Source organism: Runella sp. CRIBMP, assembly GCF_009905605.1.
Classification (GTDB): domain Bacteria; phylum Bacteroidota; class Bacteroidia; order Cytophagales; family Spirosomataceae; genus Runella.
Map to the genome: position 1 here is coordinate 358,424 of NZ_JAAAKZ010000003.1, position 14,924 is coordinate 373,347.

A 14,924-nucleotide genomic window follows, 5' to 3' on the forward strand; every position below is an offset into this window, starting at 1 on the left:
CGGGTTGCAAAAAAACACGGTATTATTTAGCAAAAAGCATTAAAAATAATGAAGGGCCGCTTTTCAGCAACCCTTCGTTGTTTTTAATATTTAAAACCAGCCGCCCCCTAGGTTGCGGAAAGGCCACGGGATAGAGATCAAAATAAGGAGTAATGCCACCAGATAAAAGGTGAAAACTTTGCCGTGGTTCAGCTTTTTTGCCTGCGCGTGGCCGATCGTAATCAGCACGATGGCAACCAACATTCCGACGATGTGCTCGACGGTGTAAAAACGATAGAATTTATCGCTCATCATGTCAAAACGTACTTTTACTCCCCAGTCTAACGCGTAGAGAACCAGCCCGATGAGCAATTGGGTATGCGTGGCAATCATGGCAAACAAATATACTTTAGAATAAGGCGCATTGGGTTGGCTGCGTTTGGTAAAAGCGGTGTAAATCGCGGCAATCAGAAGCGCAAGAACTACGTAGCGAAGGCCCGAATGGGCGCGTACAAGAATTTCCATAGTTGGTTGTTTATGTATAAATGAATAAAATGCAGTGTTAAAAAAAAGATTTAGGATTGTTGATTGGTCAGGTGTTGCCAGCCTTGGGCTTTTATTGGAAAACGACTGCCGCCTTTGGTTACCAGTTCCACATTTTTCGGGTCGTTGGTCATAAATCCCGCAAAGCTGATGTGCGGTGAATTCTTGATTTTCTCGTAATCTGACTGCTTAATGGTAAACAGCAATTCGTAATCCTCGCCACCGTTTAGGGCAATGGTCAACGGGCTGATTTTAAACTCATCGGCGGTCAAGAACGTATCGTCGGCAATGGGCACATTTTCTTCAAAAACTTGCGCTCCCGTTCCCGATTGGTTACAGAGGTGCAGAATCTCAGAAGCCAATCCATCCGAAATGTCAATCATCGACGTAGGCACCACCCCCGCTTCCAAAAGTTCATACACAATGTCCGTCCGCGCTTCGGGCTTGAGTTGACGACCTACCAGATACGATTTGTCTTCCAACTGCGGTTGCATTTCAGGGTTTTCCAAAAATTCCCGTTTTTCTCGTTCTAGCAGTTGAAGCCCCATATAGGCCGCGCCTAAATCACCCGTGATACAAATGATGTCGTTGGGCTGGGCACCGTTTCGGTACGAGATTTTGGTTTTATCGACGACTCCCACGGCCGTCACGGAAATCAACAAACCCGAGCGCGAAGACGTAGTGTCGCCGCCAACGAGATCCACTTTGTAGGCTTCACAAGCGGCCTGAATACCCGCGTATAATTCGTCGATGGCTTCGACAGAAAAGCGATTGCTCAGGCCAATGCTCACCGTCACTTGACGAGGAATGCCGTTCATGGCCGCGATGTCGGAGACGTTGACCGCAATGGCTTTGTAGCCCAGGTGCTTGAGTGGTACATAACTAAGGTCAAAGTGGACACCCTCTACGAGCATATCGGTCGAGACCAACAAATACTCATCGGTGGCGGTATCAATGACAGCGGCGTCGTCGCCGATGCCTTTTATGGTTTGGGGAAGCACAGGCGTAAATTGCTGATTTATACGCTCAATCAGCCCAAATTCACCCAGTGTTGCAAGTTCAGTTCTAATCATTTTGAGGAAGATGTCGGATGCCCGACATTTGGTGTAAAGTAATAAGTGAAAGTTTGCATTACAAAACTTTTCGGTGCAAAGTTCGTTAAAAGAATGGCTTTTCCCGTATATCCAATGAATTGTTTTTAAACACATTAGCAGCGGCAAAGCTCCGTAATCAGAACTTAATACTTACTTTTTTGTTAGAAATAAATATGAAGACAATCATCAAAAAACTCATTTTCGGCACGTTGACGTTGTCATCACTTAGCTCGTGCGGACAGTCAGCCAAAAAGATTGAACAAATGGAAGAAAAATCAAAAACCCTCACGGGGCTGGCCACCGCCACGTTTGGTACGGGGTGTTTCTGGTGTACCGAAGCGGTGTATCAGGAAATGGAAGGCGTTGAATCGGTAGTATCGGGGTATTCGGGTGGATTTGTGGAAAACCCGACCTACGAACAAGTCTGTGGAAAAGCTACGGGCCATGCCGAGTGCGTAGAAATCAAATACGACCCCAAAAAAGTGACCTATGCTGAACTGTTGGAGGTGTTTTTCCGGGTGCATGACCCAACCACCAAAGACCGTCAGGGCAACGACGTAGGGCCGCAGTATCGTTCGGTGATTTTTTACCACGACGCAGATCAAAAAGCCTTGGCCGAAAAAGCCATCAAAGAGCTCAATGCCTCAGGTGCTTTTAGCAAGCCGATTGTGACGGAAGTATCCAAAGCCGAGAAGTTTTACGTAGCCGAAGCATATCACCAAAATTTTTTTGCCAACAACCCCAACCAAGGCTATTGCGCATTTGTGGTAGCGCCCAAAGTGGATAAGTTCAAGAAGGTATTTAAGGAGAAGTTGAAAGCGCATTAATTAGCCTCTCTTAACGTGATTTCACAAGAAGCCCGATTCGTCGGGCTTTTTTTGTGAAAAATGCGCATTCTCCAACGACACCCCTCCCGCTACCGCCTAAATAATGGCATAGAAGAGCAAAATATCGCAATAGCTCTCAACCAAAAAAAACCAAAATAAGTAACTTTACGGCTTAAAAAATCGCACAGATGCGGGGTTTTGGCTTCGTCCGCAGGCGTACAAATATTGTCCGTTTTCGGACGATTTTGTGAAGATAAAATAAATCAATGTGCTGATTTTCAGTAATATGATAAGTTGGCACAACTCGTGCAAAATACATTACATTATCCTTAATATTTTACCAACAGGTCCATGATTCAGTTAAAAGGCATTTCAAAGCATTATCCAGCAGGTTTTGGAAAAACGTACGTATTGCGTAATATCAATTTGGGAATAAATGAGGGGGAATTTGTCTCCATTATGGGGCCGTCTGGCTCGGGAAAATCCACTTTGCTCCATATTTTAGGGTTGCTGGAAGAGCCTTCGGAAGGAGAATATCTGTTTTTGGACGAAAAAGTAGACAAACTCAGCGAAAAGAAGCGCACCGAATTGCATCGCCACCGCATTGGGTTTGTGTTTCAGGCCTACCATTTGATTGACGAACTGACGGTGTACGAAAACATCGAAACGCCACTGTTGTACAAAGGAACCTCGTCGTCAGAGCGCAAGAGTCGGGTGGCCGAATTGTTGGATCGTTTTAACATGGTTGCCAAAAAAGACTTGTTTCCCAGTCAGTTGTCGGGTGGGCAACAGCAATTGGTAGGCATCGCGCGGGCCATTGTGCATGAGCCTAAAATCATTTTTGCCGATGAGCCAACGGGGAATCTACACTCCGAGCAAGCCAAAGAAATCATGGAATTGTTTAGAGAACTCAATCAAAAAGATAAAGTTTCCATCGTTCAGGTGACGCACTCAGAGGCCAACGCCGAATACGGAAACCGGGTTATTCGCCTCAAAGACGGTTGGGTTTCAGAATAGTCATTTGTTTATTGTTAAAAGAAAATTTCATGTTACAGGTATCTAAAATACGGTTTGCAGTCATTGGGATGCTGTTTTTTGCCTTGAATGCAAGTGCCCAAAAAACGTTGACCTTGCGGGAGTGCGTTGAATTATTGACAAAAAACAACCTCACCTACCGTGAAAGCCAGTTGCAGGCGCAGAGTGCAGGGGCTCAATTGCAACAAACGAGGTCGCAGCAGTTGCCGCAAATTGGATTCAGCGCTGGACAAAACCTAAACTTTGGTCGTAGTATCGACCGTTTTACCAATGCTTACATCGACCAGTTGTACAATACCAACGGGATTGGTTTAGGCTTTCAGGTTCCGTTGTTTCAGGGATTTCAAATTCAGCATCAAGTACAGCAGGGTATTGCACTGCGCGACGCGGCCCTGAAAAATCAAGAGGCCATCCTTAATCAGCAAATCATTCGAGTGCTTCAGGCATACGTACAGGTATTGGCTACCAAGGCTTTATACGATGCCGCGCAGCAGCAGGTGGCGTCGTCGCAGCAACAGGTAGATCGGGTAGAAAAGCAGGTAGCTGCAGGAACCGTGGGTCAAAATACGTTGTATGAAATAAAAGCGCAGTTGGCCAATGATAAATTTGACGAAGTAACTGCGCGCAACAACGAGCAGTTGGCAAAATTGACGTTGTTTCAGTTGATGAACATTCAACCCGAAAAAGACGTAGTGCTCGAACCCATCGCCGACGCGGCCACCGCCCTGAGTGTGGCTCCAGCCGCCGACGCTATCTATGAGGAGGCGTTGAAGTTGTTTCCAGAAGTGAAAAGCAGTGAGCTGCGTTTGAGCAGCTTTGCGAGTCAGATTCGAGCGGTGAAAGCAAACAGCCTGCCTTCGTTGAATCTTTCGGGAAATTTTGCCGCTTTTTATGCGTCGTCCAACTCTGAGCGTAGTTACTTCAAACAATTGGATGCTACCCGCAATGGCTCACTAAGTTTAGGTCTAAATATTCCCATCATGGGGCGTTGGCAGGTTCGTCCACGCGTGGACGTGGTTAAGGCGCAACAAGAGCTGGCCCGCAATCAGGTAGATGGGGTGAAACAACTTTTGCGTCAGTCTATCGAACTGGCGGTGCAGCAGCTAGATGCCACCACCGACCGCTACGCCGCCGCGCAGAGTCAGGTGGAATCTTTACAGGCCAACTTTTCGGCGGCCGAAAGCCGCCTGAATGCGGGTACCATCAACGTGTTTGAATATACCCTTGCCAAAGCAAATCTGGCACGGGCGCAGGCAAATGCCATTCGCTCACGCTACGAATACGCTCTTCAGCGTCAGATAATTGAATTTTATCGGAAAGGTAAATGGGAGTTTTAGGGATAAACGGTAAATTAGTAAATAGTTAAAAGCTAGCTAATGGTTGATTATCAGTGGTTTGTAATTAACTTTTAACTTTTCGTTCCTCATAATTATGTACTTCTAATAATCTTTCTTGATTTTTGTGAAGGTTTTAATATCATTGATACCTTCATTCAAAATCGGTCACTTATGTTTGGCTATATTATCTGGGATGTAAATCCTGAAATTTTCAGTATCGGCAGTTTTTCCATTCGTTGGTATGGTTTGTTGTTTGCCTCTGGTTTTTTGGTGGGGCAACGCATCATGACGCATGTTTTCCGTAAAGAAGGAATCAAAGAAACGTTGTTGGATTCGCTTTTGCTCACCATGGTTATTGCCACCGTTTTAGGGGCGCGTTTCGGGCATTTTTTGTTTTATGAACCCGAAGTATTACTCAAAAATCCACTGCAAGTCATTACGCCTCCTTTTGCTGGTTTGGCCAGTCATGGAGCGGCTATCGGTATTTTGTTGGGGTTATTTATTTACGCCCGCAACAAGAAAATGAGTTTTCTGTGGGTGTGTGACCGCATCGTGATTGTGGTGGCCCTTGCAGGTTGTTTTATTCGCCTCGGCAACCTGATGAATTCGGAGATTGTAGGGAAAGTGACTGACGTTCCTTGGGCGTTTGTGTTTACCCGCAACTATGAATTTACCCAGTACCCGCGTCACCCGGCGCAGTTGTATGAGGCCATTGCTTGCTTGGTGCTTTGTTTTATATTATTTCGGTTGTGGAGCCAACGTAAATCGCAGACGCCGCAGGGAATGTTGGTCGGAATCTTCCTGATTTGGGTGTTTGGGCTGCGTTTCGTGATTGAATTCTTCAAAGAAAATCAAGTGGCTTTTGAAAACGAACTTGCCTATAACATGGGACAGATTTTGAGTATTCCGGTCGTATTGTTAGGTGTTATATTTTTAATCTATGCGTTGAAAAACAAAGATAAAAAGCAGGTGACTTTTACCGACAGCGCCGCCGAGGAGGCAAACCGCGCGGAGTCGCAGGTGGCCAAATCATAACCGCTCAATAAATTTAACCTGTTGGGCGTAAAGCAGGCGCATAAAAAATGTAATTTCGGGGGAACATGTGTTCCCCCTTTTTTTATTCATAAACCTAAAATAGTAGCAAATGAAAACGATTAAACTCCTCGCGATTTTCCTGTCTTTGGCGGTTCTGACTTGGAATTGTGCCAGCAAAGATGCCGAAGAAGAGGCCAAAGAAGAACCTAAAAATGGCCTAGAAGCCCTACAAAAACTGGGTGAAGAAGCCGAAAGAATGTCGAAAGAAGGCCCCAAAGAGACGGTTGACCCTAAGTTGTTGAAGGAGTTGCTACCTGCAGATGCCGATGGCCTGAAACGCAAGGAGGCATCGAGCGAAAAAAGTGCTGCGATGGGTTTTGGGGTTTCGACCGCCAAAGCTTCTTACCGCGATGACAACGGACAGGATATTGACGTAAATATCACCGACGTGGCGGGAATGGGCGTGGCGCTGATGGGCATGGCAGCGTGGTCGATGGCGTCGATTGATAAAGAAACCGAAACGGGCTACGAAAAAACCACTGAATACAAAGGCCACAAAGCGTTTGAGAAATACAATACACAATCCAAAAATGGTGAAATATCGGTCATTGTCGCCAATCGATACATTGTTCAGGTAGAAGGTCGCGATGTTGACATGGATAAAATCAAGTCTGTTTTGGATGACATTGACTTGGATAAACTGGCGGATATTAAGTAAGCGCTCAGAAGTAAGGAGCGAAAATAAATGCACGATCAGAAAAAGGCTTTGAAAGGTAAATCCTCTCAAAGCCTTTTTTGTAATTAATGGTCAGAGGTAGTCAGACCATTAATTACAAAACTAATTCAATTAAGCCTGAAATTTCCCATAATTTTCCAGTGCTTCACCAACTTTCCACACATCTTCAAAACGATTATATAAAGGAATCGGGCTAAGACGGATGCAGTTGGGCTCGCGCCAATCACCAATGATTCCCTGCGCGGTTAAGTAATCAAAAACTTTTTTGCCTTCATTGTCAATCAATAACGAAAGCTGACAGCCGCGTTGGGCAGGATTGGAGGGAGTCATCAGGCGGATTTTTTCCGTTCCTGCATTTTGATTGATGCGTTGAATGATGACTTCTAAAAAGCCCGTTAGCTCCACACTTTTTGTTCTTAAATTTTCAATACCTGCTTCTTCAAAGAGTGCCAACGATGCCCGATGAACCGCCAACGCCATAATGTTGGGCGTGCTTAATTGCCAGCCTGCCGCTCCTTGCATGGGCACAAAACCTTTGGTCATTTCAAACCGTCGAGCTTCATTGTAACCCCACCAGCCTGCCAGTCGTAGCACCGAAGCATCGTGCTGCTTTTCGTGAACAAATACGCCGGATACTCCTCCCGGGCCTGAATTGAGGTATTTGTACGAACACCACACCGCAAAGTCGACTCCCCAGTCGTGCAATCGGAGCGGGACATTTCCCGCCGCGTGCGCCAAGTCAAAACCCACCATGATGCCGTATTGGTGCGCTAAAGCGGTGATGGCTTCCATGTCGTAGACTTGACCCGTATAATAATGCAGGCCACTCATGCAAACCAACGCCAGCTCGTCAGCATTTTGGCGAATAGCGTCCAACAAATCTTCGCTACGAACGGTGTATTCCCCTTTTCGCGGCGCTACCTCAATCAGGGCGGTGGCGGGGTCATAGCCCCTAAATTTCAGGTGGGTTTCAATGGCATATTGGTCAGATGGAAAGTCACCCGCTACCGTCAAAACTTTATGGCGTTGTGCCGTCGGTTGATAAAATGACGCCCACATTAGATGTAAGTTGACCGTCAGGTGGTTCATCGGACAAACCTCTTCGGGAAGTGCCCCTACTATTTTGGCCAATGATTGTTGACAATAGCGGTGGTAGCTAAGCCACGATTCTTCCCCCTCAAACCATCCCTCCACGCCGTAGTTTTGCCACGTATTAAGTTCGCGGTCAATGGCTTCCCGGGCAGATTTTGGTTGCAGCCCTAAGGAGTTCCCACATAGATAAACCCCCGTTTTTCCGTTGTGTTTGGGATGATAAAATCGTTCGCGAAAGCTGCGTAAGGTATCCTGCTGGTCTTTTTCCAACGCCCAATCGTGCAGTTCTTGAGAAGAGAGCGGAAGTAAATGTTGAAGGTTCACTTGGTTTTTGGTTTACCATTAAACAAAATAAAACCCCTTTGGTTGAGGCCAAAGGGGAAGAACGCACAGAATGTTGCAGGAAATTATTTTTTGCTGGCTACCATTTTGGCAAACTTGATGAGCTCAGGCCCATCCATAGCGCCCAAATGCATGGTAACGACTTTGCCGTTTCCATTGATAAAAAACAACGAAGGATAACCTTCAATGGGGTACATCGTGGCCAATCGGGGGCCTTCGCCCTCTTCCATGTCTTTTTTGATATTGATAAAATTAGCGTTGAAGTATTCGCCTACGTCGCTGCGGGTAAAGACGTTTTTCTGGAGCATTTTACAAGGGCCGCACCAACTGGTATAAGCATCAAAAAAGATTAATTTCTTCTCTTTTTTGGCTTTTTCAAGTGCTTTTGCCCAAGGTAACTCAACAAACTGAATGCCAGAAGCTGCAGGAGCTTTTGTGACCTTTGGGGTGGTAGCGGCAATGCCTGACAGCATCAGGAGGGCTATTGCTAAAGCAGAGATGAAGCGTTGCATTGGTATAACTGTTTTTGTTTTAAAGTATGTTTTGAATTTACAACGCAAATTTCGTGCAAAATGGTTTATTGCGTTGTGAAAACTTACCAAATCAAGGAATAATGCAATGAGCCAGTAAGCGCCAACAGCAGTTCTTGTTGTCCTTTGACGGTACGAACTACGGGTTTGCTTTTAGGGTCAATGCGCACATAATACCTTTGGCCGTCAATTTCATACAGGCCTTTTTCTAACAATGAAATGCTCTTGCCCGCTACTAACCGAACGTACGTATTCGGCAAATTGCCAGTGATGGTACGGGTAAGCCCGCCGTTTTCAGGGGCTATTTCGTCGGTAATGTCGCCATTGCTGGTACGGTAGGTCAGTGTGGGGATTCCTGCGGGGTTGAGGCGATAGCCTTTAAATGATAAATCAACCGACGAATCGGGCCACGCGGCGTTTAGGTCATTCAACACGGCAAAGTCGGTTTGACCAGCGGTGAGGATGGCCGAGCCCATCGGATGCAGAATCTGCGGTTCGCCGCGCTCGTACCACATCTCGGTTACGTTGGCAAATCCACCTTTCCAAAATTGCAGAATAGAACCACGATTGAGGTCTAAGCTGTAATGAATGCCTTCTGGTGTGCCTACCGAAAGGCAATGGGTGCGCTTGCCTTTTTCTCCTTCGCGTTGAATGAACGAGCGCACCAATTCAGCTTTGCCATTAGCGGTTACTTCAATGGTAGGAATGGGCGTGGGCTCGGGTAAAGACGAAGTTACATGTAAAGGATACTGACGTACACCCTGCGTTGCCACAAACATTCCCAACCCAGGCCGACGCCACGTAAACTTATGGTGGTGAAGACGGAAGGGATGCAAACCTTTTGTTAAATGCACCGTAACGGGTACGTAGTTTTGGAGGAAGTCGTTCCATTGGTACGGCAATACCGTTTTGCCGTCAATCTCAAGGGCGGCGTTGGACATGTAGGCCAGTTGAAAGGTATAATCAGCTTCCTGCGCCACGTCTAGTTGGCCATCGTAAAGTAAATAATAACTGTTGTTTCCCATCCCCCATTCGCGGGTCAGAATAGACGTTGTGTCTTTTTTGAGAAGGTTTTCGGCCAGAAGTTCTTTAGGTTTATCATTTCCTGCTTTGTACAACTGGTAAGACAGGTTGCGTAACGCTACTGGGCGGGTATCATTGAGCAGCTGATAAAAGACGTTTCGGAAGGCGGCCATGCCCGATACTACCTCCAGCGATAGGGCCGTTTCGGTCGTTGGTGGAGCGCTAAGAAATGCATTTTCCTGAACGGTTACGCCGTTGAGGACCAGTTTTTCAATTTGGGCGGCGGTGGTTTGACCCGCTCTTTTAAATTGTACCGTTATGCTTTGCCAAAGGCCCGGGGCTTTGGCGGCATTTTGTAGGGGAGCCAATGTCCCGATACCCGCGCTAACGTTTGCGTCCAATCGAGGGCTTTTCCAGCTATCATTGAGTCGAATGGCGTAGCCTCCGGGAAGGGTTAAGGCAGCATTGGTGCCCGGTGCTAGCATGAACTCCATCTTGAGCACAATATCACCTACCCCAAGGGCAACGGCCGCTTTCGCTCCCGTTTTTCCCAAAATAAGGCTGGTGTTTTTGTCGGTAGAAGGAGTGGTTTTAACAAACGACGCTTTGTCTGGATGCAAGGTCGCCGACCCCGCCGTTTTCCAGTCGCCCGATAATTGAAAGGGGGCGTTTCCGTCGGTGGCGAGTTGGGTCATGCCTTGGTTTTGGGCATTGAGCGAAAAAATCAAACCGGCCGCCAAAAGTAGGCAGCCGGTTTGGAAAGCAATACGTATTTTCATATTCAAGGAATGTCGGCGTTTTGTATATTATTAATCAAAAACGTGGACGTGTTATTTCTACTGTATTTTTAAGATTTTTCGTCGGGCCATCTGACCATCTCGCTCGGCATTTAGGAAGTACATGCCGGGGGCTAGGCTGCTGAAATCCAGCTCATCTTTGTTTGACGTGGTTTGTTGACGTAATATAATTCGTCCTAAGCCATCAGTTACGGTCATCGAAACCGTCTTGCCCGTGGTACCGTCGATTTCGATGGTACAGCGAGCCTGAACTGGAACTGGATACACTTTAATCCACTCACTGCTGAGGGCAGGCTCTACGCCCAATACGGGGTCTACGATGAGCACAAACCGAGAGGTAGCAGGTCCGTTTCCGCAACCATTGCTGATGGATACCACGCTGTAAGTATTGGTTTTGCCGGGTCTGACGGTAAATTCATACGGTGTAGCAGATGTTGAGAAAGTAGTGTCTTTTGTTGAAAGACTATCCCGATACGTAATGTTCCAAGGAGTTTCACCTGTGAAGGCAATGGCCAGTTTAGCACTCTCATTTTCATAGATTCTGGTCGGCCCTGAAATGGTAGCGGTCGGCAATTCCCGTACATTGATTTGAACAGGACTTAGTTTTCCTTTTATCGTAAAATTATTTCCTGCTACCGAAGCTAGACCCACAATTCTCAAATAGTAAGTGCCGCCTGAAGTAGCATTTGGAATGGTAGCTCTAACGGGACTATTGTTTCCTTCCGTCGGAATGGTTTGGAAACTAGCATCATCCATGGTTTTGGAAATCTGTACCCTAAATTGGGTACTAGATGGGAAAAAGTCGGATGAAAAGTAAGGAATCGTGAATGTTTGGCTAGCGCAAATGGTGGTAGCACTTGGATTCCCAACATCAATGGTGGCAATTTTTACCTGCACAGAAGCACTTCCTGCGGGGGTTCCTTCCCCACAATTATTGGTAATTTTTGTAACGTTATAAATGGTTGATTCAAGGGGGTAAACTTGAATCGTTACGGGATTCTGGGGGGTTGTGAATGTTGAGCCGTTGGAAAGCGTATACGTCCAAGGGCCTTGTCCCGTAAAAGCAATGGTTAAATTGCTAGGTTCTCCTTGTGTAATGGAGCCACCTCCCGTAAGGGTAGCACTAGGAAGCGGTTGAATCACCACGGTAATTTCTGCCCTTGGGCTTTCGCAACCATTTGAACCAGTTTGAGTTACATAAAACTGGTAGGTGCCGGGCGTTTGAGTGGGAGGGATGTTAGGGGTATCTTGTGGGTTACCGCCTGTTTTGTTGGTATTGTACCATTTTAATCTTTCTCCCGTTGCCTGAAGTGGCTGAGGCGTAGAATTTTGGCAACTTACTACTGGAATAGTACTCACAGTGGGTAGCGGAGTGGTACGAACGTTGACTTTGATTTCAGTACGTCCGCCTCGGCAGCCGTCTCGTACTTGCAATACGGCAAACGTTCCAACAAATCCTGCCTCGGTTGTAATCACGGGTGCATTGCCCGTTTCGTTGCTGTTGGGTAAAATCCACACCAAATTTTGTCCAGTACCTTGCAATTTAGCATCTAACTGAACCGATGGATCAAATTGGCAAAGTATATATTCTTGTTTTGATACATTCGGAAAAGGAGGCAGTGGTTTTACAGTTACCTTCACTTCTGTTCGAGGACTTTCACAGCCAAACGAATTGGTTTGAGTAACAAAATAACTGGTAAAGGTGGAGCTATCAGTTGAGTTGTTGGTTGAAGGAGTCGGGGCAAGACCTGAACCTGTTCCCCCTGACAATCGGTCATACCATCTTAGATTGTCACCATTGGCGGAGAGCTGTTGCGCAATGGCGGTAGCACAGTAAGTAGGAGAGTTCGCACTTGGATTACCTGGTGTTGGAACGACCGAGATCACCAACCGCCCCCGGGGGCTTTCACAGTTGAAACTATTGGTTTGTGAAACGTAAAAACTCGTTTGACCTGGTGAAGTCGTAGAGGGCGTTGGGGCTGTGGTGGTGGAAGTCCCACCCGATTCGCTAGTGCCGTACCATTTCAGGGTGTTATTTCCATCTGGAGTAGCGTTTAAAGCAACTGCGGTAGCATTTTGACAGTACTGAACGGAAGTTACGCTGGGCCGGCTGGGCGTGGGATTGATGGTAACCGTAATTTGCGCGCGCGGGCCTTCACAGTTAAATCCATTGGTTTGACTTACGTAATAATTAATTGCCCCTGCATTAGCGGTATTGGGGGTTGGCGCTGTTGTAGTGGCTGTTCCACCCGTGGCAACTGTATACCACTTGAGGCTATTTCCAGTGGCAGTTAGTGGGCTGGCTCCGTAAGTTTGGCAATAAACTGGGTTAGTGGCGGTAGGAGCCAATGGCAATGGATTGGTAATTACGGCAATTTGCGCACGAGGGCTCTCACACCCTGCAAAACCTGAAACAGCATATAGTGTTTGAGAAACGTAAAAATTAGTTGTATTAACAGTGCTAGTTGATGGCGTAGGGGCTGTTCCGCTGGCCGAACCGCCCGATGCGGCTGTGTACCAGTTTACGGTGGCACCCGAACCCGTATTGGCGGTTAAAGCCACGGCGGGGGCATTTTGACAATAAGAAACTGGAGAACTAACGCCCGGGGTGGGTGTTACATAAACCGTGGTGGTGATTTGAACTTTGGGACTTTCGCAGTTGGCGGGTGAGCCTGAAATTTGCGAAACATTATAAGTCGTAACCGCAGTACTTCCTACGTTGGTGGAAGGTGTGGGTGCGGTTGTTCCGATAAAGGTAGCTCCATTGTACCAGCGAAGCGTATTGCCGCTGCTCGCCGTCGCCGCCAGAGGGGTTGCGGAAGCATCTTTACAGTAAAGTACGGTGTTTGTTGCCACAGATGGTGCTGCGGGGATGGCATTGATAACCACACTAATGGGAGCCCGTGAGCTTTCACAGGTATTGCTTATTTGACTAACATAATAGGTCGTCGTGCCGACACTTCCAGTTGAGGGTGTTGGGGCGCTCGGGCTTGATGAGCCTCCCGAAGCGTTTGTCCCCCACCAGAGCAAGTTGGCCCCGCCAGAAGCAGTAGCAGATAGCGGGCCTGCTCCTGCGTTAAGACATAAATTAACGGGTGAAGTGACCGACGGAGCGTTGGGGACAGCGTTTACTTGTACAATAACGCCCGTCCGAGGAATGCTTTCACAACCCGTTGTATTATTCTTTTGAGTAACATAATACGTTGTCTGGCCTGTTGAGGAAGTACTCGGAACGGTTGCCGTAGTTGAACTGCTTCCTCCCGAAGACAATGTTCCGTACCAAAGTAATGAATTCCCGCCCGAAGCGTTTACGTAATTGCCCAATGATGTGGCGGTTCTGTTTTGACATTCATTAATCGGTAATCCTACCGAAATAGAAGGAGGAGCGGTGTAATTGACCGTAACCGTCACTTTGGTACGTGGCACAAACTCGCACCCAAACGAAGTGGCTTGCGTTACATAATATTCCGTAACCGTAGTGCTGTTGACGTTGGTATTGGGAGTGGGAGCCCCGCCAAGCTGGGTTGAATTGTTGCTTGCGTACCATCTTATGGTATTGCCCGAGGTAGGGGTCGCACTTAATGCAGAACCAGACTGTCCTTGGCAATAAACAACGTTTGTGTTGGTGGCAGGGGCGGTTGCAGCCCGTTGATTTATGTTAACAGTGATGGTGGTGCGGTTACTTTCGCAACCATTTACCGTTTGACTCACGTAATAAAGTTGCGTTCCTGCTCCACCTGTATTGGGCGTGGGAGCGGTCGTATTTCCCGTACCACCCGACGAAGTGGTGTACCACTTCAAATTACTACCGTTTGCCGAAAGTGGCCCTGGCGAATCTCCCTGACAATAGTTGAGAGTACTTTGCGCAACGGTTGGGGGAGCGGTAAAAATGACATTGACGGTAATTTGGGTGCGGTTGCTTTCACAACCATTGACGGTTTGACTCACGTAATAAAACTGCGTTCCTGCACTACCCGTATTTGGAGTGGGGGCGGTCGTATTTCCTGTTCCTCCCGAAGCAACGGTGTACCACTTTAGGTTACTGCCAGTAGCGCTTAACTGCGAGGCGGTAGCTCCCACGCAATAATTGACCGTAGTGGAGGGAACCGTAGGGTTAGAAGGTGGGTTACCTATCTGCAATGTTTGGGCGCTAGCAGCCGACGTGACCATCCCCGAAATTACCCGAACTTTAAATCCGTTGCCCGTAATGTTGGGGAGGGTCGCTGATACAGGACTGCTTGTGCCAGTACCTATGTTTGTTGGAGAAGCAAAACTTCCCGCCGAGTTAGATAGCTGTACCGTAAAGGTAGTAAGTGCGCTAGTAAACGCTACTCTGATGCTTGCACCGGTACAAAAATCAGACGTTGGTACGCCTGATGTATTATTCACGGTTACGGCCGTAATCTGCGCTACACCTGTAATTGCTAACCCACAAACCAGTAAAGTTGCGTAGCTAAGAATAAGTAGTTTTTTTAACATAACTTAAATTAGAAATAGGTTTTTTTTGTAAAAAACGCTTAAAATTAGTGCTTTATTGAAAACAGTCCTCTTTTC

At 47.1% G+C, this 14,924-nt stretch carries 11 protein-coding genes; 5 read left to right on the forward strand and 6 right to left on the reverse strand.

Annotated features, from left to right (window positions below):
- Nucleotides 1-90 precede the first annotated feature (90 nt).
- Nucleotides 91-504 carry a cytochrome B gene (locus GVN20_RS11380; protein ID WP_166558438.1) on the reverse strand — a complete coding sequence of 138 codons (414 nt, stop codon included), beginning with the start codon at nucleotides 502-504 and terminating at the stop codon, nucleotides 91-93.
- Nucleotides 505-554: 50 nt separating this feature from the next.
- Entirely contained in the window at nucleotides 555-1,595 is a 1,041-nt protein-coding gene (gene thiL, locus GVN20_RS11385; RefSeq protein WP_166558439.1) for a thiamine-phosphate kinase, read from the reverse strand.
- 194 nt (nucleotides 1,596-1,789) lie between these two features.
- Here thiL and msrA point away from each other — a divergent pair, with 194 nt between their 5' ends.
- The 5 genes from msrA to GVN20_RS11410 all read left to right on the forward strand — a co-directional run bounded on the left by msrA (nucleotide 1,790) and on the right by GVN20_RS11410 (nucleotide 6,568).
- A complete protein-coding gene (gene msrA / locus GVN20_RS11390) occupies nucleotides 1,790-2,443 on the forward strand; it encodes a peptide-methionine (S)-S-oxide reductase MsrA (protein WP_199563250.1) in 654 nt (217 codons plus the stop codon).
- Between the two features lie 351 nt (nucleotides 2,444-2,794).
- Nucleotides 2,795-3,460 (forward strand): ABC transporter ATP-binding protein, encoded by a 666-nt coding sequence (locus GVN20_RS11395; protein WP_166558440.1) that lies wholly within the window; start codon nucleotides 2,795-2,797, stop codon nucleotides 3,458-3,460.
- Nucleotides 3,461-3,489: 29 nt separating this feature from the next.
- Nucleotides 3,490-4,815 (forward strand): TolC family protein, encoded by a 1,326-nt coding sequence (locus tag GVN20_RS11400; protein ID WP_166558441.1) that lies wholly within the window; start codon nucleotides 3,490-3,492, stop codon nucleotides 4,813-4,815.
- A 171-nt stretch (nucleotides 4,816-4,986) separates the two neighbouring features.
- Nucleotides 4,987-5,850, forward strand: coding sequence for a prolipoprotein diacylglyceryl transferase (lgt, locus tag GVN20_RS11405; RefSeq protein ID WP_166558442.1), 864 nt, complete (start codon nucleotides 4,987-4,989; stop codon nucleotides 5,848-5,850).
- A 109-nt stretch (nucleotides 5,851-5,959) separates the two neighbouring features.
- Complete coding sequence (locus tag GVN20_RS11410; protein ID WP_166558443.1) at nucleotides 5,960-6,568, forward strand: transposase; 609 nt, start codon at nucleotides 5,960-5,962, stop codon at nucleotides 6,566-6,568.
- Between the two features lie 129 nt (nucleotides 6,569-6,697).
- On the opposite strand, the gene kynU is transcribed toward GVN20_RS11410, so the two are convergent.
- The 4 genes from kynU to GVN20_RS11430 form a co-directional block, all read right to left on the reverse strand.
- Nucleotides 6,698-8,002 (reverse strand): kynureninase, encoded by a 1,305-nt coding sequence (gene kynU / locus GVN20_RS11415; protein WP_166558444.1) that lies wholly within the window; start codon nucleotides 8,000-8,002, stop codon nucleotides 6,698-6,700.
- A gap of 83 nt (nucleotides 8,003-8,085) precedes the next feature.
- Nucleotides 8,086-8,532: a thioredoxin family protein gene (locus GVN20_RS11420; RefSeq protein ID WP_114461646.1), complete on the reverse strand. Its 447-nt coding sequence runs from the start codon at nucleotides 8,530-8,532 to the stop codon at nucleotides 8,086-8,088.
- An 83-nt stretch (nucleotides 8,533-8,615) separates the two neighbouring features.
- A complete protein-coding gene (locus GVN20_RS11425; protein WP_166558445.1) occupies nucleotides 8,616-10,352 on the reverse strand; it encodes a family 16 glycoside hydrolase in 1,737 nt (578 codons plus the stop codon).
- Nucleotides 10,353-10,409: 57 nt separating this feature from the next.
- A complete protein-coding gene (locus tag GVN20_RS11430; protein ID WP_166558446.1) occupies nucleotides 10,410-14,849 on the reverse strand; it encodes a T9SS type A sorting domain-containing protein in 4,440 nt (1,479 codons plus the stop codon).
- Nucleotides 14,850-14,924: the final 75 nt, after the last annotated feature.

Coding starts and splice junctions, on each gene's coding strand:
- GVN20_RS11380 (WP_166558438.1), bottom strand. CDS start 504: ATGGAAATTCTTGTACGCGCCCATTCGGGCCTTCGCTACGTAGTTCTT.
- thiL (WP_166558439.1), bottom strand. CDS start 1,595: ATGATTAGAACTGAACTTGCAACACTGGGTGAATTTGGGCTGATTGAG.
- msrA (WP_199563250.1), top strand. CDS start 1,790: ATGAAGACAATCATCAAAAAACTCATTTTCGGCACGTTGACGTTGTCA.
- GVN20_RS11395 (WP_166558440.1), top strand. CDS start 2,795: ATGATTCAGTTAAAAGGCATTTCAAAGCATTATCCAGCAGGTTTTGGA.
- GVN20_RS11400 (WP_166558441.1), top strand. CDS start 3,490: ATGTTACAGGTATCTAAAATACGGTTTGCAGTCATTGGGATGCTGTTT.
- lgt (WP_166558442.1), top strand. CDS start 4,987: ATGTTTGGCTATATTATCTGGGATGTAAATCCTGAAATTTTCAGTATC.
- GVN20_RS11410 (WP_166558443.1), top strand. CDS start 5,960: ATGAAAACGATTAAACTCCTCGCGATTTTCCTGTCTTTGGCGGTTCTG.
- GVN20_RS11420 (WP_114461646.1), bottom strand. CDS start 8,532: ATGCAACGCTTCATCTCTGCTTTAGCAATAGCCCTCCTGATGCTGTCA.
- GVN20_RS11425 (WP_166558445.1), bottom strand. CDS start 10,352: ATGAAAATACGTATTGCTTTCCAAACCGGCTGCCTACTTTTGGCGGCC.
- GVN20_RS11430 (WP_166558446.1), bottom strand. CDS start 14,849: ATGTTAAAAAAACTACTTATTCTTAGCTACGCAACTTTACTGGTTTGT.